The sequence below is a fragment of the Streptomyces sp. NPDC006552 genome, from assembly GCF_040611655.1.
Classification (GTDB): domain Bacteria; phylum Actinomycetota; class Actinomycetes; order Streptomycetales; family Streptomycetaceae; genus Streptomyces.
The window spans coordinates 32,483-50,977 of record NZ_JBEXOS010000056.1; the positions used below are offsets into that span (position 1 = coordinate 32,483).

The window sequence follows — 18,495 nt, forward strand, 5'->3', positions numbered from 1 at the left end:
CCTGCCGCCCTGTCCGCCAACTACCGCGCTGCGCCGCGGGGTTGGACCAGTAGCGGCTGACCGGCGGTGCCCAGCGTGCCCGTGGTGTCGCAGAGGTCCGTGTGGGTGGTGCCGATTCCGTCGCCGGACAGTGAGGTGCGGGCGTCCAGCAGGACCCATGCGCCGTGCGGGTGCCGGTGCAGGTTCAGGTGCAGGGCGGTGGGGACGAAGAGGTGGGAGTCCAGCGGGAGTTCGCGGGAGAGGCCGTTGGCCGAGTCGGCGACCACGGCCAGCCGTTGCAGCGGGGTCGGCGCCTCTCCCGCGACCACCGGAACCTTGACGCGGGTCCACACCACGGCCGGACCGGACCGGCCCCCGCCGCCGGTCACGGGCCGCCAGTCGATCGCGTCGGGGTAGTGCCAGGGTTCCGGGAAGCCGGGGAAGGGCGGACCGGGCACGGGATCGGGGATGCCGGGCAAGGGGGCCGCCGCGTGCTCGACCCGCTTGTCGGCGCCCGCACTTGTCGCCATCGACCAGCATCTGGCCTCGGCCACCACCCGTCCGCCGACGGTCAGGGTGGCCGCGTCGAGCCGGACCCGGCGGCCGGGACGCAGCGTACGTACGGCGACCTCGCCGGTCTCGCGCGGAATGGCCCCGTGGAAGTCGATCTGCGCCGACGTGATCCGCCCGTGCCCGTCCAAGGTCCGCTCGATCTCGCCAAGCAGCAGGGCCGAGGGCGGGCCGCCGTGCTGGAGGGACCGGTCCCAGGGGCTCTCGGTGGCGGGCGTCGGCTTGAACGTACGAGGACCGGTGCGGTGGTAGAAGGACTCGCTCATGAAGACGTGACCCTACCGGCCCACCCTCACGCCGGCCTGTCCGCCGTCACACCGGCCCGGCCTTCACCGGCAACACAGGTGAACTGGTCGCCCGGAGAAGGCGCGAGACAGCGGGTAACGCGGCCTCCGGCGTCGGATCAATGGCCGGCACGCGCCTCCGCCGCGGTCTTGAGGTCCCGCAGCCAGACCTGCAGCCCCGCACCGAGCGCCTCACGGAGGAGGAGCTGACCACGCTCGGCGCGGGCGCGCTGCGCCTTCTCGCCGACACACTCGCCGCCTGCGTCGCGGCGGGACGATCGGCGGCCACCGACCCGGAGGCGGACGCCGTGACCCTCTGGGTCTGCCTGCACGGCCTCGCCCACCAGCAGGCCGTGACCCGCATCTTCCCCTGGCCCGCGGAAAGCATCGCCGACGCCATCGTCAGCCGGGTGGCCAGACTGGACGAGGCGTGCGGCGACGCGATGGATCCAGCCGCAACTACCCTTTGCACCAACCCAGTTGGGTCAGCACAACCGTCACCGTCCGCCAACCTCCAGGAACCCCAGGTCCCGTAGGCACTCCGCCGTCTCCACGATCGTCGTCGCGGCGGGGCGCGGTCGCCAGCCGAGTTCCTCGCGGGCCCGGTCGTTGTGGATGACCGGACGGGGCAGGGGCGCGCCCGGCGCCTCGTGTTCGGGGGTCCGCGCGGCGAGCGGGCCGAGGCGGGCGCGCAGGATGCCGGCCAGTTCGACGAAGCTCAGCGAGGGGCCGTCGGCGACAGCAAGGTACCGCCGGCCCGCCGCCGCGGGCGTGGCCATCGCGCGCAGGTGCAGTTCCGCCACGTCGCGTACGTCGACGACGCCGAAGCGGGCGCGTGGCGCGACGGCCATCGTCCCGTCGAGCATCGCCTTGACCAGGTGCATCGAGGAGCCGAGCGTCGTCGTCAGAGTCGGGCCGAAGATGCCCGTCGGGTTGACCACGACGAGTTCGGTGTCACCGCCCTCGCGCTCCATCAGCTCCCACGCGGCGCGCTCGGCGATCGCCTTCGACCGGGGATAGGGGGCGAGAGCGGGGGTGTCCGGGTCCGTCCAGTCGTCCTCGGTGTACTCGGCGCCGGGTTTGGGCGTGTAACCGACCGCCGCGAACGACGAGGTGAGCACGGTGCGCCGGGCCCCCGCGTCGCGTGCCGCGCGCAACACCCGCAGAGTCCCCTCGCGGGCGGGCACGATCAACTCGTCAGGATCGTCGGGCTGGGCGACCGGGATGGGTGAGGCCACGTGGTGCACCTCTTCGCAGCCGGCCAGGGCAGCGGTCCAGCCGTCGTCGGACAGCAGGTGCGCCGTGACGATCTCCAGCCCCGCGTCGTCGGCGCCGCCGCGGCGCACGGCAGCCCGCAGCTCCTGCGCCCGGTCGGGCGAACGTACCGTCGTCCGCACCTCCGTTCCGGCCCGCAGGAGCGAGGCGACCAGGTGGCTGCCGAGATAGCCGGAGCCGCCGGTGACCAGGACCGGGCTCATCGCGCCACCTCCAGCCGCTCCGCCGCGTCGAGGGAACGCCGTGTCGCCTCCGCCTCCGCCGCGGTGTCGCCGCGGTCGCGGGCGTCCCAGAGCGCGGCCTTCTCCCGCAGATAGGTGAGCCGGGCGTGCTGGGCGGCGATCTCCGCCGTCACGCGGTCGGCGTGGCGCAGCAGCAGATCGCGCTGTTCGGCGGCGGCGGACCGTCCGCGGGTCCGGTTGGCCTGATAGGTGCGCATGTCCTCGATGCTCATGCCGACCGCGCGCAGGCACGCGAGGGCCTGGAGCTCGTCGAGGTCCCCCTCGCGGTAGCGCCGGTGGCCGCTGCTCGCGTCGCGGCCGACCGGCCCGATCAGCCCGATGTCCTCGTAATAGCGCAGGGTCGGTTCGCTCAGCCCGCTGCGCCGGGCGGCGTCCTGGATGGAGAAATCCGTCATGCAGGGAGCAGAACATACTTCAAGCGCTTGAAGGCAAGCGCGCGTCGGGGGCGCCCGAGACCCGTGGACATCATGAGACCGAACGTTCTTCCCCGTTCGCTGTTACGCTGGCCGCATGGGTACGAGCACGCGAGACGGGAGCACGTCGCAGGCGCGGGCCCGGCTGCTCTCCACGGCGACCCGCATCTTCTACACCGAGGGCATCCACTCCGTCGGCGTGGACCGGGTTCTCGCGGAGGCTCAGGTCACGCGCGCCACCTTGTACCGCCACTTCACCGGCAAGGAGGAGCTGATCCTCGCCTACCTCCAGCAGGCCGATCAAGGCATCCGCGAGCAGGTCGCCGCGGGTAGGGCCGGGGCAGTCACGGCCGCCGACGCGGTGCGGGGCGTGAGCCGGTCCATCGCCGGCGGCATCCGGTCCTCCGGGTTCCGCGGCTGTGCCTTCCTGAATGCGGCAGCGGAGTATCCGGACGCGGACCACCCGGTCCACCGGACGGTCCTCGCGCATCGGCAGTGGTTCCTGGATACCGCGACGCACCTGCTGGGGCAGGCCGGCTGCGCCCCCGCCGACGAGGCGGGCCGGCACTTCGTCATGCTGCGGGACGGCGCCATGGCCGCCGGCTGCCTCTTCGACCCGGCGCTGATCTCCGCGACGTTCCTGCGCGGGGTCGACGGTCTGCTGCGTACGGGCAAAGGCCACGCCGCCTGACCGTCCCGCCTCGCCCGCCTACGTGACCGGGCGGGCGCCGGGCGTCAGAGGCGCAGCAGCTGTGCGGAGACGTCCCACAGGCGCTCGGCCGCGTCGGGGTCGAGGGCCCACTCCTTGACGCCGTGCGGATGCTGCGCGAGGTCGGCGTCGTCCGGCACGGTGTACGCCTCCTGCCCGTCGTCGAGGTAGTGGCCGCCGGAGCGGGCGAACTCCGGTGCGACGGCCGCGACGACACTGGTGGCCGCCCCCTGCTCGACCGTCTTGTACGTGAAGACCCCGGCGGCCTCGGCCGCGTCGAGGGATGCCTTCTGCCGCGGGGTGAAGTGGCGCTGCAAGCCTGTCGCGACCCCGCCCGGATTCACCGCGTTGGCCACGATGCCGTCGCGGGCCCAGCGGCGGGTCGCCTCCACGGCGAAGAGGGAGTTGGCCGTCTTCGACCGGGCGTAGGCGATCTGCGGGTCGTAGGCGTGATGCTCGAAGTGCGGGTCGGCCAGGTCGATGCCGGACCGCATGTGCGCGGTCGAACTGACGGCGACGATCCGCGCGCCACCACGGTCCGCCGCCCCCCGGGCCAAGGCACGGCGCAGACCGACGGCCAGGGCGAGGTGGCCGAGATGGTTCGTCGCCCACTGCACCTCCCAGCCCTCGCGCGTCCGTTCGAGGCCACCGGTGACCACACCCGCGTTGTTGACCAGCAGGTGCAGCGGACCCTCCCACGCGTCCACGAAGCGGGCGACCGTGGCCTGGTCGGCGAGGTCCAGAGGGACGACACGGGGCCGGCTGCCGCCGGTGGTCCCCGCGATCGCCGCGGCGACGTCCTCCCCCGCGTCCGTGTCCCGGACGGCGAGCGTCACCTGCGCCCCGGCAGCGGCCAGCGCGCGAGCCGTCTCGCGGCCGATCCCGGAGGAGGCTCCCGTCACGACCGCCCGGAGACCGGTGAGATCGACACCGCGGAGCACCTCGTCCGCGGTGCTGGTGGCGGTGAAGGGCGTGGTGATGCGCGGTCGGTAGGCCATGACGCGCAACTATACAGATTGGACGCTATTCGTATAGTGCGGCGTCTGCTCGTATGCTCGCCCCATGAGCAGCTCTGACGTCGGCGATCCTTCGGTGGACGCGGAGACCGACCGCCGGACCCTGGTCCTGGACTCCGCCATGACCACGTTCGCGCGCTATGGCTATCGCAAGACCTCGATGGACGAGGTGGCGCGGGCGGCGCGCATCTCCCGGCCCGGGCTGTACTTCCTCTTCTCGTCGAAGGAGGCGCTGTTCCGTGCCGCGGCCACCCAGGCGCTGGAGCGGGACATCATGGCGGTCGAACAGGTCCTGACCGCCGGCAGCGGCTCGCCCGGCGGCCGCACCCGGGCCACGAGCCCGCTCGCGGAACGTCTCGTCGAGGCGTTCGACCACTGGGCGGGGCGGTACGTCGGCCCGGCGGCCGGTGACGTCCCCGAGGTCGTCGCGGACAATCCGCACCTGCTCGGAGAGATCGCCGAGACCACCCGGCGCCGCTTCGAGGAGCTGGTCACGGACGCGCTCGCCGCCGAGTGCGGGCGCAAGAGAGCCGTCCTGGTCGCGCAGACGCTGATCAGTACGTCGATCGGCCTCAAGCATCAGGTCACGTCACGAGAGGTCTACCTGACGCGGCTGAGGACGGCCGTCGACCTCTTGGTGCACCGCGCGCCTTCCGCCGGAACGGCGCCCGGCTCGGCACGGTGACCGAGGTGTGAACACGACGTGACGGGGCATGCGGAGGCGCGCCAGCCTCCGCTCCCACCTGGAGAAACACATGTCTGCCACCACCACGGCCACCGCACCCGAACAGACGTCCGGGAGACCCGGTGCCGAAGGGTGTCAGCGCCTGCGCCGCCGCATGGAGCGCCTCATCGGCATCGCCGCCACCGAGGGGAACAAGCTCACGCCCCTGCGCAACGGTGACGAGATCTTCCCGGCCATGCTGAGCGCGATCCGCGAGGCCCGGCACACCGTCGACATGATGACCTTCGTCTACTGGCAGGGCGAGATAGCCCGCGAGTTCGCCCAGGCCCTCGCCGAGCGGGCGCGCGCGGGCGTCCGGGTCCGGCTGCTGCTCGACGCGTTCGGCAGCCGCACCATCGAACAGGACCTTCTCGTCCTGATGGAGGAGGCGGGTGTCCATGTCGCCTGGTTCCGCAAGCCGTTGCTGCTGTCGCCGTTCAAGCAGAACCACCGCTGTCACCGCAAGGTTCTCGTCGTCGACGAGGTGACCGCGTTCACCGGCGGCGTCGGTATCGCCGAGGAGTGGTGCGGCGACGCCCGCGGCCCGCACGAGTGGCGGGACACCCATGTGCTGGTCCAGGGCCCGGCCGTGGACGGGATCTGCGCGGCGTTCGCCCAGAACTGGGCGGAGTGCCATGACGAACTCTTCGACGAGCGCGACCGGTTCACCGAGCACGAGCCGAAGGGCGACGCCGTCGTGCAGGTGGTGCGCGGATCGGCCAGCCTCGGCTGGCAGGACATCCAGACGCTGCTGCGCGTGGCGATCGAGTCCGCCGAGCGGCGCCTGCGGCTGGCCACCGCCTACTTCTCGCCCGACGACCGCTTCGTCGAACTGCTCTGCGCCGCCGCCCGGCGCGGCGTCGAGGTCGAGCTCCTGGTGCCCGGCCCGTACACCGACAAGAAGATCAGCCGGATCGCCGGACGCCACCACTACCAGCGGCTGCTGGAGTGCGGGGTGACCGTGCGCGAGTACCAGCGGACCATGCTCCACTGCAAGATCGTCACCGTGGACGGCACGGCCTCGCTCATCGGCTCGGCCAATCTCAACCGGCGCTCCCTCGACCACGACGAGGAAGTCATGCTCGCCGTCCTGGACCCGGAGTTCACCGCCGCCCTGGACGCCGACTACGAGACCGACGTCTCCCACAGCCGGGCGGTGGACCCCGGCCGGTGGGCGAAGCGCCCGCTGTCGTTCCGGGCCGCGGAGACGGCGACCCGGGCTGTGCAGCACTTCCTGTGAGGCGTCCCGGTCGAGGTGCCGGCGCTCGGCGCGGCCGCCGTGACCTTGCGGTTGCACCGTCCGTGACCGGCGTCGGTGCGGGGCGGCGGGCAACCCCCGGCCCGGACAGGTCCGCCGGCACCGCGTCGCCTACCCTCGTGCACGGAGACGGCCGGGGGCGGCCCGGCCGGTCCGTCACCGCGGGGAGGCAAGGGTGCCCGGACGGAGCCCGCGGCTGCTCGCGGCCGTCATGGCCGCGGTCTGCGTCGTGCTCGTCGGCCCCAGCGCGCCCGGCGGCGCGCTGATCGCGGAGGCCCCGGCGCTCCCCGCCGGCGCCGCCACCGGCATCGTGCCGGGCCGGGTACTGACCTGGAACATCTGCAACCCCTGTGGCCGCGCCGGGCACAACCTGGGCCGGGCCGCGGAGATCGCCGCCTACGCGCCGCAGGTGTTCGGGCTGCAAGAGGCGTGTGTACGCGACGTCGAGGAGATCCGGGAGTACCTGGAGAAGTACTACGGCCTGGTCTACGACGTCGCGTACGGGACGGTCCTGCGGAAGTGGAGCCGCTGCGGCGGACTGCCGTGGCGTCCCGGCGCGTACGGTCAGGCGATCCTCTCGGCGGGGCCGGTCTCCGGCCGTGTGCTCGTGGAGTACCCCGACGGCGGCACCGAGGACCGCGGGTACCTGGCCGTGACCACGGAGGTGGGCGGCCGGCCCGTCCGCGTCTTCAACACGCACCTCGCCGAGCGCAGGCAGCCGGAGGTCCGGGCGGGCCAGGTCCGCGTCCTGGCCCCGGCGGTCGCCCGGTACGACCGCGCTATCGTGCTCGGCGACTTCAACGCCGTGCCGGACGCTCCCGAACTGGCCCCGATGTGGGCGCTGGCCACGGACGCGGACCCGGCGTGCCGCCCGGCGTCCCACGGCGGCACCTGCGAGACGACCACCGACTGGCGGAGCAAGTTCGACTACGTCTTCCTGCGCGGTCTCACCGCCCGCGACCACCGGGTGCGGTCCAGCGCGTTCTCGGACCACGATTCTTTGCGCGCGGACGTGCGGACGCGGTAGCGGCCACGGGGCCTGCCGGGGAATGTCCGGCCAGGCGTCCGTGGCCGGCGGTCACCTGCTGGCGGCCCGGTCCAGCAGCCGTTGCAGCCGCAGCCCCCGGTGCGCGTCCAGCTCCCCGGAGCGGCCCGCCCGGACCGCCTCGGCGAATTCGCGGCGCAGGACCGGCCAGCACTCGTCGTGGTCGATCCCCGCCGTGTCGTAGACGAGTTCGGGGCCGGGGCCGAAGAGCTCGACGCGGGTCAGGGAGCGTTCCCGGGCGACCGTGCCCGACAGGGAGGCCTGGCTCACCGCGCCGTTCTCGTGCTCGCACGTCAGCTCGATCCAGCGGCGGGAGTCACCGGTCGCGCGGAGGTCGGCCACGGGTCCGACGGCCGCGTCCAGCAGGTCGAGCAGGTGGGGGCCGAGGTCGTAGAGGGCACCGTGCTCCAGGCGCCAGGACGTCGCGAAGTCACCGCCGAGGAACGCCCCGTGCAGGTAGCAGGAGCGGGCGCCCGTGACGTCGAGCCGCCGCGCCTCCTCGATGAACCGCCGGGTCTGCGGGTGGTACCGCTTGGTCAGGACGAGCTGTGTCACGACGCCCGCCGCGTCGACGGCGTCCACCAGGCGCTCGGCCGCGGTGAGGTCCAGGGCGAGCGGCTTCTCCAGCAGCAGCGCCTTGCCCGCCTCGGCCGCGAGCGGCGCCAGCTCGGCCTGGACGGAGGGCGGGACCGCGAACGCCACGGCCTCGCAGTGGCCGAGCAGTTCGGTGAAGTCCGCCGCCACCCGGGCCCCGTAGGGCGCGGCGGTCTCCCGGGCCGCCTCGGTGCGCCGGGCCCAGACGGCGGTGAGCCGGGTCTCGGGCCCCGCGGCGAGCATCCGGGCGTGCATGGCGCGGGCCCAGGGGCCCGCGCCGACGAGTCCGACCCGGACGGGGTCGTGGGTCCATGCGGCGGTCTCGGTCACTGTTCTTCCTGTGGCTTCGGTGCGGAGGGGGCGGCCGCGGTGAGCGCCCGCAGGCGGGCGTCGGCGCGCTGCGGCGCGTAGAGGACGTCGACGACCATGGCGGCGGCGCCGATCAGGCCCGCGTGTTCGCCGAGCCGTGAGGTGACGACGCTCAGGTGGGCCGTGGTGCGCGGCATCGCGCGCTGGTACAGCAGTTCGCGGACGCCGGTCATGAAGGGGATCCCGGCGAGGTCTCCGGCGAGCATCAGGACGCCGGGGTTGAGCAGGGTGACGACGGTGGCGAGGACCTCGCCGACCCGGCGGCCGGCCTGCCGGGCGAGCCGGACCGCGTCGGGGTGGCCCTGGTCCAGGAGCGCCTTGACGTCGGTCGCGGTGGTGACGTCGAGGCCCAGGCCCGACAGTTCCCTGGCGAGGGCGCCGCCGCTGGCCACGGCGGCGAGGCAGCCGTAGGAGCCGCACATGCACAGCGCGTCGGGCCGGTCGTGCAGCCGGATGTGGCCGATGTCGCCGGCGCCGCCGTCGATGCCGCGGAACGACTCGTCGTGGACGACGACGCCGGCGCCGATGCCGGTGGAGACCTTGACGAGGACGAAGGCGGAGCAGTCGGGGTGACCGCCGCGCTGTTCGGCGCGCGCCATCAGGTTGGCGTCGTTGTCGACGAAGACCGGGACGCCCCCGCCCCGCGCGTCCTGCATGCAGGCGCCGACGTGGTGCGCGTACGCCTCCTGCATCCGCTCGCGGACCGGGAACCGGTCCCAGCCGGGCATGATCGGCGGCTGCACGATCTGTCCCTTGTCCCAGTCCACCGGGCCCGGCACGGACAGGCCGACGCCGCAGATCTTGTCCGGCGGGGTGCCGGCGGCGGCGAGCAGGTCCGGGAAGCGCCGGGCCAGTTCGTCGAGGACCCGGTCGGGGCCGTCGCCGATGTCGAGGTCGCCGGTGTGCTCGGCGAGGATGGTGCCCGCGAGGTCGAGGACGGCGACGCGGGCGTAGCGGGTCTCCAGATCGACGGCGAGCACGGCGGCGTGGCCGGGGTCGAAGACGATCCGGTGGGAGGGACGCCCGCCGGTCGAGGTGCCGGTGTCCTGGCGCAGCCAGCCGGCCCGGTTCAGCTCGTCGAGGCGGTGGCCCACCGTGGAGCGGGACATGCCGGTGGCGCGCTGCAGGTCGGTCCGGGTGTTGGCGCGGCCGCCGCGGATCAGTTGCAGCAGCCCTCCGGCGCTCGCCGGGCTCGGCGTGGTCATCGCATCTCTCCCCCTCGTGCGGCCGTGTCGTCCGGTGCCCCGGATCGGCCGCTGTGTCGGTCAGCTCTTGTCCGCACCGGCGGTGAGCCCCTCGGTGAGCAGGCGTTCGGCGGCGAAGAACAGGATTACCACGGGGATCGTCAGCACCACGGAACCGGCCATGAGGACGGTCTTGGAGACCTCGATGCCGTTGGCCAGCTGGGCCAGGCCGAGCGAGACGGTCCACTTGTCCGGGTCCGCGGCCAAGAAGAGCAGGGCGAAGAGGAATTCGTTCCAGGCGATCATCAGGACGTACAGGCCGGTCGCCATCAGGGAGGGCAGGGCCAGCGGCAGGATCACCTTGCGCAGCGCCTGGAGGCGGCTGCACCCGTCGAGGGCGGCGGCCTCCTCGATGGAGTACGGGATGGTGACGAGGTAGTTCTTGAGCATGTAGATCGCCACGGGGACCGTCTGGGCCACGTAGACGATCGCGAGGCCGGCGAGGCTGGAGGAGAGGCCGATCTTCGCGAACATGACGAACAGCGGGACGGCGAGCAGCGTCGACGGGAAGAGGTAGACGGCGAGGAACAGGGCGCTGATCTGGCGGCCGCCGAAGAATTTCAGCCGGCTGATCGCGTACGCGCCGGGGACGGCGGCGAGCAGGGTGAGGGCGACGGTGCCGAGCGAGACCAGGGCGGAGTTGCGCAGAAGCAGCAGGAAGCCCTGGCCGCCGTCGGCGGTGGAGCGCAGCACCTCGCTGTAGGTGCTGAGGGTGAACTGCTTGGCCGACACCCACAGGGAGCCGGGGTCGAGCAGCAGCGCGTCGATGGGTTTCACCGACAGCAGCAGCATGTAGTAGAAGGGCACGCAGGTGATCAGGGCGAGGAAGGCGATGACCACCCATCGCGCGACGCCGAAGAACCGCTCCTCGAACTGGGCTCGCGTCAGGGCCGCCTTGCGGGTCACGACTCCTCCTGCATCTTGTTGCCGAAGAACTTGAAGTACAGGCCCAGCAGGACCATGAGGGCGGCGGCCAGGACGAGGGCCTGGGCGGCCGCGGCGCCGACGTCGTAGCGCGAGGTGAGGAAGTCGTAGACGCGCACGGCGGCCACGTCGGTGCCGGCGCCGCCGCCGGTCAGCAGGTACACGTCGTCGAACTTGTTGAACGTCATGATGAAGCGCAGCACGCACAGCAGCGCGATGACCGGCATCAGCTGGGGCAGCATGATGTGCCGGAAGCGCTGGGTGGGGGTGGCGCCGTCGACCTTCGCGGCCTCTTCCAGGGTGTCCGGCACCGCTTGCAGGCGGGCCAGGATGAACAGGAAGGCGAAGGGGAAGTAGCGCCAGCACTCGAAGGCGATGACGGTGAGCAGCGCCAGCGGGATGTCGGCGTGCAGGCCGAGGAGGTGGACCTCGTACTCGCGGGTCGACAGGAAGGCGATGGGGTCGTCCCAGCCGAGGAAGCGCTGTCCCCAGTCGTTGACGATGCCGTACTGCGGGCTCAGCGCGGTCTCCCAGACGAACGCGACGGCGACGACGGGCGCCACGTAGGGCAGGAGCATCGCGGCGCGCAGCAGGCCCCGGCCGCGGAAGGGCTTGCGCAGGGCGAGCGCGGCGACGAGGCCGAGCGCGACGGAACCGAAGGTGCCGCCCACGGTGTAGAGGACGGTGGTGCCGAGGCTGGACCAGAAGCCGGCGGAGTCGAAGACCTGCGCGAAGTTGGTGAGGCTCCAGTGGCCGAAGAGGCCCATGCCCTGGATGTCGACGAGCTTGGCGTGCTGGAAGGCGAGCAGGACCGTCCAGAGGATCGGCAGCACCACGACGACGAGTACGACGACGAAGGTGGGGCTGACGAAGGCGAGACCGGCGCGGCCCTCGCGGCGGCTCGCGGTGAGCGGGCGGCGGGTGCGGCGGCGGCCGGTGGGCGGTTCGGGCGCTCCGTCCGCGGGGCCGGGGCGCTGGTCCGCGCTGGTGGTGGGGGTTGTCATGGCGTGGCTTTCGTGAGGGCGACGGCGTACGGCGGGGAGGGGCCGCCGCGGGTGCTGGTGCCGCGGGGGCGCTACTGGAGGGACTTCTTCAGGGCGGCGACCTCGTCCTGCGCCTCCTGGGCGGCTTGCCCGGGGGAGGTCTGGCCGCCGGTCATGGCGCCGACGGCTTTCGGGACGGGCAGGTCGCCGTTGGTGGCGCCGACGAGTGCGCCCTCGCCCTGTTCGATGCCCCAGCGGCGGATGTTGCCGACGCCGTCGGCCAGTTGCCTCAGGAGTGCGGGCGAGTAGACCTCGTCGAGCGGCTTGCGGTCGTCGACGCCGAGCTTGCTGTGGCGCCAGGCGGCGAGGTACTTCCCGGGGTCCTGGGCGGTGCCCCGGCGGACCGGGATCTTGCCCTCGGGGGCCATGCCGAACCAGGATTCGTAGCCGCTGCCCATCATGTACTCGATGAACTGGCGGGAGGCGTCCGTCTCGGCGGTCTTGGTGGTGACCCAGGAGGTGACCTCGCCGAACTGGGCGGCCCGGTCGGAGTCCGTGCCCTTGAGCGCGGAGACGATGCCGGTGTGGTCGGAGAGGTACCGGCGGTCGTCGCCGCACTGCTTGCAGCTGGGCAGGGCGTCCTTGCGCAGGCCCGCCAGTTCGTCGAGGAGGAAGGAGGACCAGATCATCATCGAGGAGCGGCCCGCGAAGTAGGTGGCGCGGGTCGAGTCGACGGTCTGGGTGCCGGGCGCCCCGTACTCGCGCGCGAGCTTGTCGTACGTGTCGAAGGCAGTCCGGCACTGCGGTGAGTCGAGGGCGACCTCGTGCCGGGCGTCGACCATCTGGCAGCCGTCCGCGAGGGCCAGGCTCTCGAAGCTCTGGGAGGTGAACACGTCGGACGGGTCCGTGGCGGCGGACATGCCGTCGTGGCCCTTGGTGGTGAGCTTCTTCGCCGCCTTGAGGAGCTTGCCGTAGGTGTCCGGCGTGCCGAGCCCGGCCTTGGCGAAGTCGTCCTTGCGGTAGACGAGCAGTTGCAGCCAGGCGTCGGAGGGGACGCCGAGGTTCACGGCCTTGTCGGTGGTCAGGTCCAGGGCGTTCTTGTTGAAGGTCCCGGCACCCAGCTTCTTGACGATCTGCCGCGGGATGTCCGTGTTGAGCAGACCGTTGCTGTACATCTGCCAGGTCTGGCCGAGCGGGGCGGCGCCGATCACGTCGGGCAGGTGGCCCGAGGCGGCGGCGGCCATGATGAGCTGCGGCATCTGTCCCTCGTCGACGCCGACGAGATGGACCGTGACGCCCGTCTTCTTCTCGAAGCCGTCAATGATCTTCTGCGTCGCGGCGACCCGGTCCGGAAGGTTCTCCTGGGACCACACCGTGATCTCGCGGTCCGGTGTGCCCGGTCCGGTACTGCCGGAGCAACTGGTGAGCAGTCCTATGCCCAGAGCTGCCGTGACGCCGGCCGCGGTCGTCCTCGACCAGCGGGTCCTGGTGCGCATCGCCTGTCCTCATCGCCTCATCGCCGACTTACGTCTATCCGAGACGCATCTCAGCACTACTTTTGCTTGTTGACAAGACATAAGTTGTGGATAGTCTCGACCTAACCAACACCCGCACCACCCTTTTCGGAGTCGTCCGTGGAACGCGTCGTTCAATTCACAGGTCCCCGTCAGGTGGAGGTGGCCCGGCACGAGAGCGCGGAGCTGCCCCCCGGCCACCTGCGGGTCCGCACCCGCTTCTCGGGGATCTCGGCGGGCACCGAGCTCACCGCCTACCGCGGCACGAACCCGTACCTGACGCGCACCTGGGACGCGGAGTCCCGGCTGTTCCGCGACGGCGCGGCCGGCATCAGCTACCCCGTCGTCGGCTGGGGCTACTCCGAGGTCGGTGAAGTCACCGAGGTCTCCCCGGAGTTGCCCGGCACCCCGGGGATGCCCGCCGTCGGCGACCTGGTCTGGGGCATCTGGGGCCACCGCAGCGAGGGCATCGTGCCCGCCGAGCGCATGCTCGGCCACACGCTGCCCGCCGGGCTCGCACCGCTGGCCGGCGCCTTCGCCCGGGTCGGCGCCATCGCCTACAACGCGATCCTGTCGGCGCAGATCCACCTCGGTGAGGACGTCGCGGTCTTCGGGCAGGGCGTCATCGGCCTGATCGCGACCCGCCTCGCCCAGCTCAGCGGCGCCCGCGTCACCGCGGTCGACGCGATGGACGTCCGCCTGGCGGCAGCCCGGAAGTACGGCGCGCACAGCGCGCTCGACGCCCGCTCCGGCACGGTGGCCGACACGATCCGCGCCGCCACCGACGGCCGCGGCGCGGACCTCGCCATCGAGATCTCCGGCGCCTACCCGGCGCTGCACGAGGCCGTCCGCTCGGTCGCCGTCGGCGGCCGCGTCGTCGCCTCCGGCTTCTACCAGGGCGACGGCAACGGCCTGCGGCTCGGCGACGAGTTCCACCACAACCGCGTGGAGATCGTCTGCTCCCAGATCGGCGGCGTACCCGCCCCGCTGTCGGGCCGCTGGAGCGTGGAACGGCTCCAGCAGACGTTCCTGCGCCTGGTCGCCGAGGGCCACATCGACGTGGCGGGCCTGGTCAGCCACGTGATCCCGGTGGCGGACGCCGCCGACGCCTACGTCCTGCTCGACGAACGCCCCGCCGACGCTCTCCAGGTCGTCCTGGAATTCTGAGAGGTACCGCAACCCATGCTGAAGACCGCTGCCCAGGAACAGCTGCTGCCCGGCAAGACCCTCCAGGAGAAGTGGGAGTTCGCGCAGGCCGCCGGCTACGACGCCATCGAACTGCGGGCCAAGGGCGACCTCCACTTCGCCTCCCGGCTCCCCGAGCTGAAGCAGGCCGCCAAGGACGGCGTCGTCATGCCGACCGTCTGCGTCGAGATGCTGCACTTCTTCGGCGCCTTCGACGACGACCTGCGCCGTGACGCCATCGTGCAGATGAAGTCGCAGCTCACCGTCGTCGGTGAACTCGGCGGGCTCGGCGCCCAGACCCCTGCCTCGTACGGCATGTTCTCCCGCCGCCTGCCCCCGTTCGAGCCGCCGCGCTCGCCGGAACAGGACCGCGAGATCCTCCTCGCCGGACTGACCGAGCTGGGCGAGCACGCCGCCGCCGAAGGCGTCACGCTCTACCTCGAACCGCTCAACCGGTACGAGGACCACATGGTCAACCGCCTGGACCAGGCGGCCGATCTGCTGCGCGAGGTCGGCCTCGACTCCGTCAAGATCGGCATCGACAGCTACCACATGAACATCGAGGAGGCCGATCCGGCCGCCGCGATCGTGGCGCACGCCGCCTACATCGGGCACGCCCAGGTCTCGGACTCCAACCGGTTCCAGCCCGGCGCCGGCCACCTCGACTGGCCCGCCTGGCTCGGCGCCCTGCACACCATCGGGTACGACGGCTACCTGGCCGCCGAGTGCCGCCTGACCGGCGACCCGGTCGAGGCGGTCCGCTCCGTGCCCGCGTTCCTCAAGGGGTCCGGCGCGTGACGGCACTCCTCGACCGGCCCGCCCCCACCGCCGCCGGGGGTCTGTCCCTGCGGCGCGGCGCGGCGCGTGTCCTGCTCGGCAACTGGACCGGCGCCGGCACCGTGCCGTCCCGCACCCTCTACCCGCACCAGTGGAGCTGGGACTCCGCGTTCATCGCGATCGGCCTGCGGCACCTGTCGCCGCGCCGCGCCCAGCGCGAGCTGGAGTCCCTGTTCGCCGCCCAGTGGGGCGACGGCCGGGTGCCGCACATCGTCTTCAACCCCTCGGTGCCGGACGGCGCCTACTTCCCGAGCCCCGACTTCTGGCGCACCTCGACGGCGGGCGCCCGGGCCGGGGCGCCCCGGGAGCGCGAGACCTCCGGCATCGTCCAGCCGCCCGTGCACGCCCTCGCCGCCTGGCTCACCCACCGGGCCGACCCGCGCGAGTCACGGCGCCGCGGCTTCCTGCCCCGGCTCTATCCGCGGCTCGTCGCCTGGCACGACTACCTGCTGACCTCGCGCGACCTGGGCGGCGGGGGTCTGACGGCCGTCGTGCACCCGTGGGAGCCCGGCATGGACAACAGCCCGTGCTGGGACACCGCGCTCGCCCGCGTCACCCCGGCCGACCCGGCCGGCTTCCGGCGCGCCGACCTCGACCACGGCCACCCCGCGGACCGCCCCACGGACCTCGACTACGGCCGCTACGTCCAGCTGGCGCTCGACTACCGCGACGCCGGCTACGACGACCGGGCCGCCCGGCACCGCTTCGCCCTGGAAGACCCGTGTGTCAACGCCCTGCTGATCGCCGGCGAGCACGCCCTCGCCGAGATCGCCGCGTACCTGGGCGAGGACGCGGCACCGCACCGGGCCCGGGCGGACCGCACCACCGAGGCCCTGGTGGACCGGTTGTGGGACGCGGAGGCGGGGCTCTTCCTCGCCCGGGACCTGGCCGACGACACGCTCGTGCGCGAACGCAGCGTCGCCGGACTCGTGCCGCTGCTCACGCCCGGCCTGCCCGGGCCGGTCGTGGACCGGCTCGTCGCGACCCTCGACGGCCCCGGCTTCCACGCCGGTCCCACGGCCCTGGTGCCGAGCTACGACCTGACAGGCCGGGCCTTCGACCGCACGCGGTACTGGCGCGGCCCCGCCTGGTTCAACACCGCCTGGCTGATCGAGCGCGGCCTGCGCACCCACGGCCGGCACCGCCACGCCGACCGGGTCCGCACCGCGATCCTGGAGACAGCCGGCGCCACCGGCTTCGCCGAGTACGTCGACCCGACGACGGGCGAGGGGCGCGGCGCCCGCGCGTTCTCCTGGACGGCCGCGCTCACCCTCGACCTGCTCGCCGCCGAAGAGGCCCCCAGGGAGGCACAGCGATGAGCGCCACCGCTCCGCGCGCCCAACTGGTGCGCGACGCCACGTTCGCGCACCTCGGCGCCGACGGCACCATCAGCGGCACGCGCGGCACCTCACCCGACGGATTCTTCGTCCGGGACGGCCGCCACCTGAGCCGCTGGCACCTCACGGTCGACGGCACCGCGCCCGCCGTCCTGACCCCGCTCACCGCGACCGAAGACGGCGCCGGGGAGTGCGTCCTCACCCCCCGGGGCACCCGCGACGCGCCACCCGCGTACACCGTCTTCCGCCACCAGGCGGTCACCGCGGGCGCGTTCACCGACGTGCTGACCCTGGTGAGCAACAGCCCCGACCCGCTCGTGGCCGACGTCGCCGTCACCGTGGACGCCGACTTCGCGGACACCTTCGAGCTGCGCGCGGACGACCGGCACTACGCCAAGCCCGGCGCGGTCCGTAGCGCCCGTCGCACGGACGCGGGCGTGGAGTTCGACTACCGGCGGGACGACTGGCACTCCCGCACCGCTGTGACGGCCGAACCCGCGCCCGGCACCGTCGACGGAGAGGACGGCGGCCCGCGCCGGCTGGGGTGGCGGCTGTCCCTGCCCGCCCACGGCCGGGCCGAGGTACGGCTACGGGTCACGGCGCACCCGCACGGCGGAGCGCCGGCCGCCGCGCTCCGCACCGATCCGGACGCCCGCCAACTCGACGGCCCAGGTGGCGAATTGGGGCTGGCCTGCGCCCAAGGCCTGGCCGATCTGGACCTGTTGACGGTCCCCGCCACCGGCGTGGCCGGGACGCCCGTCGCCGTCCCGGCGGCCGGTGTGCCGTGGTTCCTCACCCTGTTCGGCCGGGACTCGCTGCTCACCTCGTACTTCATGCTTCCCCACCGGCCCGCTCTCGCGGCCGGCACGCTCAGCGCGCTCGCCGCGACCCAGGGGACGCGGTACGACACCTTCCGCGGCGAGCAGCCCGGCCGCATCGTGCACGAGACCCGGCGCGGCGAACTCGCCCACTTCGGGCAGATCCCGTACGGCCGCTACTACGGGTCCGTGGACGCGACGCCGCTCTTCCTGGTGCTGCTGCACGCCCACTACGAGACGACCGCCGACCCGGCCCTGGCCGCCCAGTTGGAGCGGCACGCGCGGGCCGCGGTCGACTGGATGCGCGGCGACGGCGGCCTGGGTGAACACGGATACCTGGTGTACACGCCGGACCCGAACGGTCTGGTCAACCAGAACTGGAAGGACTCCGCGGGCGCCGTCTGCCACAAGGACGGCACCCAGGCGAGCGGCCCCATCGCCGTCTGCGAGGCCCAGGGCTACGCCTACGACGCGCTGCGGCGCACGGCGCGCCTGGCCGATGAGGTGTGGCACGACCCGTCCTACGCACGGGAGTTGGACCACCTCGCGGACGCGCTGCGGGAGCGGTTCGCCCGGGACTTCTGGATGGCGGCGGACGACTTCCCCGCTCTCGCCCTCGACGGTGCGGGCCGCCAGGTGGACGCGCTCGCCTCCGACGCGGGCCATCTGCTGTGGTCCGGCGTCCTCGACGAGGACCGGGCCCGGCGCGTGGGCCGCCGCCTGCTCGCACCGGACTTCTTCTCCGGATGGGCGATCCGTACCCTCGCCGCGGGACAGCGGCCCTACCACCCTCTGTCGTACCACCGCGGCAGCGCCTGGCCGCACGACAACGCGGTCATCGCGCTCGGGCTCGCCCGGTACGGCCTCGCCGGGGAAGTCCGCCGCGTCGCCACCGGCCTGCTGGACGCGGCGGCCCGGCACGGCCACCGGCTCCCCGAGGTCCTGGGCGGCTACGCCCGCACGGACGCGGCCGGGCCGGTGCCCTACCCCCACTCCTGCTCCCCGCAGGCGTGGGCGGCCGCCACTCCGTGGGCGCTGCGCACCGCCCTGGAGACCGTGGGCGGCTGACGGCGCGCGGGGTGGTGTCCGCACCTGACCCGGACAGGCGCCCAGAAGCTGCTCCTGGAGCTGAAGGACCGCCTCGGCGAACCGCTCGGCACCGGCGGCCCCGCCAT

The 18,495-nt window shown here is 73.0% G+C and carries 18 protein-coding genes and 1 pseudogene; 10 read left to right on the plus strand and 9 right to left on the minus strand.

The annotated features are described in order from the left end of the window. Window positions 1-20 precede the first annotated feature (20 nt). Window positions 21-815, minus strand: a complete 795-nt coding sequence (locus ABZY33_RS27045; RefSeq protein ID WP_356494287.1) for a thioesterase family protein — start codon at window positions 813-815, stop codon at window positions 21-23. A gap of 140 nt (window positions 816-955) precedes the next feature. Here ABZY33_RS27045 and ABZY33_RS27050 point away from each other — a divergent pair, with 140 nt between their 5' ends. Beyond that, window positions 956-1,369 carry a TetR-like C-terminal domain-containing protein gene (locus tag ABZY33_RS27050; protein WP_356494288.1) on the plus strand — a complete coding sequence of 138 codons (414 nt, stop codon included), beginning with the start codon at window positions 956-958 and terminating at the stop codon, window positions 1,367-1,369. On the opposite strand, the gene ABZY33_RS27055 is transcribed toward ABZY33_RS27050, so the two are convergent. After that, a complete protein-coding gene (locus tag ABZY33_RS27055; protein WP_356494289.1) occupies window positions 1,331-2,311 on the minus strand; it encodes an NAD-dependent epimerase/dehydratase family protein in 981 nt (326 codons plus the stop codon). The two genes, ABZY33_RS27050 and ABZY33_RS27055, sit on opposite strands and share 39 nt — an antisense overlap. Beyond that, on the minus strand, window positions 2,308-2,745 hold the full coding sequence (locus ABZY33_RS27060) for a MerR family transcriptional regulator (RefSeq protein WP_356494290.1): 438 nt from the start codon (window positions 2,743-2,745) through the stop codon (window positions 2,308-2,310). The genes ABZY33_RS27055 and ABZY33_RS27060 overlap by 4 nt, the downstream gene beginning before the upstream one ends. 115 nt (window positions 2,746-2,860) lie before the next feature. On the opposite strand from ABZY33_RS27060, the gene ABZY33_RS27065 reads away from it, so the two are divergent. Continuing rightward, entirely contained in the window at window positions 2,861-3,454 is a 594-nt protein-coding gene (locus ABZY33_RS27065) for a TetR/AcrR family transcriptional regulator (RefSeq protein WP_356494291.1), read from the plus strand. 44 nt (window positions 3,455-3,498) lie between these two features. On the opposite strand, the gene ABZY33_RS27070 is transcribed toward ABZY33_RS27065, so the two are convergent. Then, complete coding sequence (locus ABZY33_RS27070; protein ID WP_356494292.1) at window positions 3,499-4,470, minus strand: SDR family NAD(P)-dependent oxidoreductase; 972 nt, start codon at window positions 4,468-4,470, stop codon at window positions 3,499-3,501. A 64-nt stretch (window positions 4,471-4,534) separates the two neighbouring features. Between ABZY33_RS27070 and ABZY33_RS27075 the strand changes: the two genes are divergently transcribed. The 3 genes from ABZY33_RS27075 (at window position 4,535) to ABZY33_RS27085 (ending at window position 7,497) form a co-directional block, all read left to right on the plus strand. Next, window positions 4,535-5,173 carry a helix-turn-helix domain-containing protein gene (locus ABZY33_RS27075; RefSeq protein ID WP_356494293.1) on the plus strand — a complete coding sequence of 213 codons (639 nt, stop codon included), beginning with the start codon at window positions 4,535-4,537 and terminating at the stop codon, window positions 5,171-5,173. A gap of 154 nt (window positions 5,174-5,327) precedes the next feature. Next, complete coding sequence (locus tag ABZY33_RS27080; protein WP_356494305.1) at window positions 5,328-6,452, plus strand: phospholipase D-like domain-containing protein; 1,125 nt, start codon at window positions 5,328-5,330, stop codon at window positions 6,450-6,452. 229 nt (window positions 6,453-6,681) lie between these two features. Continuing rightward, window positions 6,682-7,497 carry an endonuclease/exonuclease/phosphatase family protein gene (locus tag ABZY33_RS27085; RefSeq protein ID WP_356494306.1) on the plus strand — a complete coding sequence of 272 codons (816 nt, stop codon included), beginning with the start codon at window positions 6,682-6,684 and terminating at the stop codon, window positions 7,495-7,497. Between the two features lie 51 nt (window positions 7,498-7,548). Here ABZY33_RS27085 and ABZY33_RS27090 read toward each other — a convergent pair whose 3' ends face one another. The 5 genes from ABZY33_RS27090 to ABZY33_RS27110 all read right to left on the minus strand — a co-directional run bounded on the left by ABZY33_RS27090 (window position 7,549) and on the right by ABZY33_RS27110 (window position 13,125). Then, entirely contained in the window at window positions 7,549-8,439 is an 891-nt protein-coding gene (locus ABZY33_RS27090; RefSeq protein ID WP_356494294.1) for a Gfo/Idh/MocA family oxidoreductase, read from the minus strand. Beyond that, entirely contained in the window at window positions 8,436-9,683 is a 1,248-nt protein-coding gene (locus ABZY33_RS27095; RefSeq protein WP_356494295.1) for an ROK family transcriptional regulator, read from the minus strand. The genes ABZY33_RS27090 and ABZY33_RS27095 overlap by 4 nt, the downstream gene beginning before the upstream one ends. Before the next feature lie 60 nt (window positions 9,684-9,743). Further along, on the minus strand, window positions 9,744-10,628 hold the full coding sequence (locus ABZY33_RS27100) for a carbohydrate ABC transporter permease (protein ID WP_356494296.1): 885 nt from the start codon (window positions 10,626-10,628) through the stop codon (window positions 9,744-9,746). Continuing rightward, the gene (locus ABZY33_RS27105) at window positions 10,625-11,650 is read right to left on the minus strand and encodes a sugar ABC transporter permease (protein ID WP_356494297.1); all 1,026 of its coding nucleotides are present in this window, start codon (window positions 11,648-11,650) and stop codon (window positions 10,625-10,627) included. The genes ABZY33_RS27100 and ABZY33_RS27105 overlap by 4 nt, the downstream gene beginning before the upstream one ends. 71 nt (window positions 11,651-11,721) lie before the next feature. After that, window positions 11,722-13,125, minus strand: coding sequence for an extracellular solute-binding protein (locus tag ABZY33_RS27110; protein ID WP_356494298.1), 1,404 nt, complete (start codon window positions 13,123-13,125; stop codon window positions 11,722-11,724). 138 nt (window positions 13,126-13,263) lie between these two features. On the opposite strand from ABZY33_RS27110, the gene ABZY33_RS27115 reads away from it, so the two are divergent. From ABZY33_RS27115 to ABZY33_RS27135, 5 genes and pseudogenes are all read left to right on the plus strand, one after another. Further along, complete coding sequence (locus tag ABZY33_RS27115) at window positions 13,264-14,310, plus strand: zinc-binding alcohol dehydrogenase (protein WP_356494299.1); 1,047 nt, start codon at window positions 13,264-13,266, stop codon at window positions 14,308-14,310. Window positions 14,311-14,325: 15 nt separating this feature from the next. After that, on the plus strand, window positions 14,326-15,126 hold the full coding sequence (locus ABZY33_RS27120; RefSeq protein WP_356494300.1) for a sugar phosphate isomerase/epimerase family protein: 801 nt from the start codon (window positions 14,326-14,328) through the stop codon (window positions 15,124-15,126). After that, entirely contained in the window at window positions 15,123-16,484 is a 1,362-nt protein-coding gene (locus ABZY33_RS27125; RefSeq protein WP_356494301.1) for a hypothetical protein, read from the plus strand. The genes ABZY33_RS27120 and ABZY33_RS27125 overlap by 4 nt, the downstream gene beginning before the upstream one ends. Beyond that, the gene (locus ABZY33_RS27130) at window positions 16,481-18,388 is read left to right on the plus strand and encodes a glycogen debranching N-terminal domain-containing protein (RefSeq protein ID WP_356494302.1); all 1,908 of its coding nucleotides are present in this window, start codon (window positions 16,481-16,483) and stop codon (window positions 18,386-18,388) included. The genes ABZY33_RS27125 and ABZY33_RS27130 overlap by 4 nt, the downstream gene beginning before the upstream one ends. An 18-nt stretch (window positions 18,389-18,406) precedes the next feature. Next, a pseudogene (locus ABZY33_RS27135) lies at window positions 18,407-18,495 on the plus strand (Holliday junction branch migration protein RuvA); the annotation flags it as partial.

What these genes read in the sequence shown, in the direction of transcription:
- ABZY33_RS27130 (WP_356494302.1), top strand. Translation starts at nt 16,481, where the DNA reads ATGAGCGCCACCGCTCCGCGCGCCCAACTGGTGCGCGACGCCACGTTC.
- ABZY33_RS27050 (WP_356494288.1), top strand. Translation starts at nt 956, where the DNA reads ATGGCCGGCACGCGCCTCCGCCGCGGTCTTGAGGTCCCGCAGCCAGAC.
- ABZY33_RS27065 (WP_356494291.1), top strand. Translation starts at nt 2,861, where the DNA reads ATGGGTACGAGCACGCGAGACGGGAGCACGTCGCAGGCGCGGGCCCGG.
- ABZY33_RS27055 (WP_356494289.1), bottom strand. Translation starts at nt 2,311, where the DNA reads ATGAGCCCGGTCCTGGTCACCGGCGGCTCCGGCTATCTCGGCAGCCAC.
- ABZY33_RS27120 (WP_356494300.1), top strand. Translation starts at nt 14,326, where the DNA reads ATGCTGAAGACCGCTGCCCAGGAACAGCTGCTGCCCGGCAAGACCCTC.
- ABZY33_RS27060 (WP_356494290.1), bottom strand. Translation starts at nt 2,745, where the DNA reads ATGACGGATTTCTCCATCCAGGACGCCGCCCGGCGCAGCGGGCTGAGC.
- ABZY33_RS27105 (WP_356494297.1), bottom strand. Translation starts at nt 11,650, where the DNA reads ATGACAACCCCCACCACCAGCGCGGACCAGCGCCCCGGCCCCGCGGAC.
- ABZY33_RS27075 (WP_356494293.1), top strand. Translation starts at nt 4,535, where the DNA reads ATGAGCAGCTCTGACGTCGGCGATCCTTCGGTGGACGCGGAGACCGAC.
- ABZY33_RS27110 (WP_356494298.1), bottom strand. Translation starts at nt 13,125, where the DNA reads ATGCGCACCAGGACCCGCTGGTCGAGGACGACCGCGGCCGGCGTCACG.
- ABZY33_RS27085 (WP_356494306.1), top strand. Translation starts at nt 6,682, where the DNA reads ATGGCCGCGGTCTGCGTCGTGCTCGTCGGCCCCAGCGCGCCCGGCGGC.
- ABZY33_RS27045 (WP_356494287.1), bottom strand. Translation starts at nt 815, where the DNA reads ATGAGCGAGTCCTTCTACCACCGCACCGGTCCTCGTACGTTCAAGCCG.
- ABZY33_RS27080 (WP_356494305.1), top strand. Translation starts at nt 5,328, where the DNA reads ATGGAGCGCCTCATCGGCATCGCCGCCACCGAGGGGAACAAGCTCACG.
- ABZY33_RS27070 (WP_356494292.1), bottom strand. Translation starts at nt 4,470, where the DNA reads ATGGCCTACCGACCGCGCATCACCACGCCCTTCACCGCCACCAGCACC.
- ABZY33_RS27095 (WP_356494295.1), bottom strand. Translation starts at nt 9,683, where the DNA reads ATGACCACGCCGAGCCCGGCGAGCGCCGGAGGGCTGCTGCAACTGATC.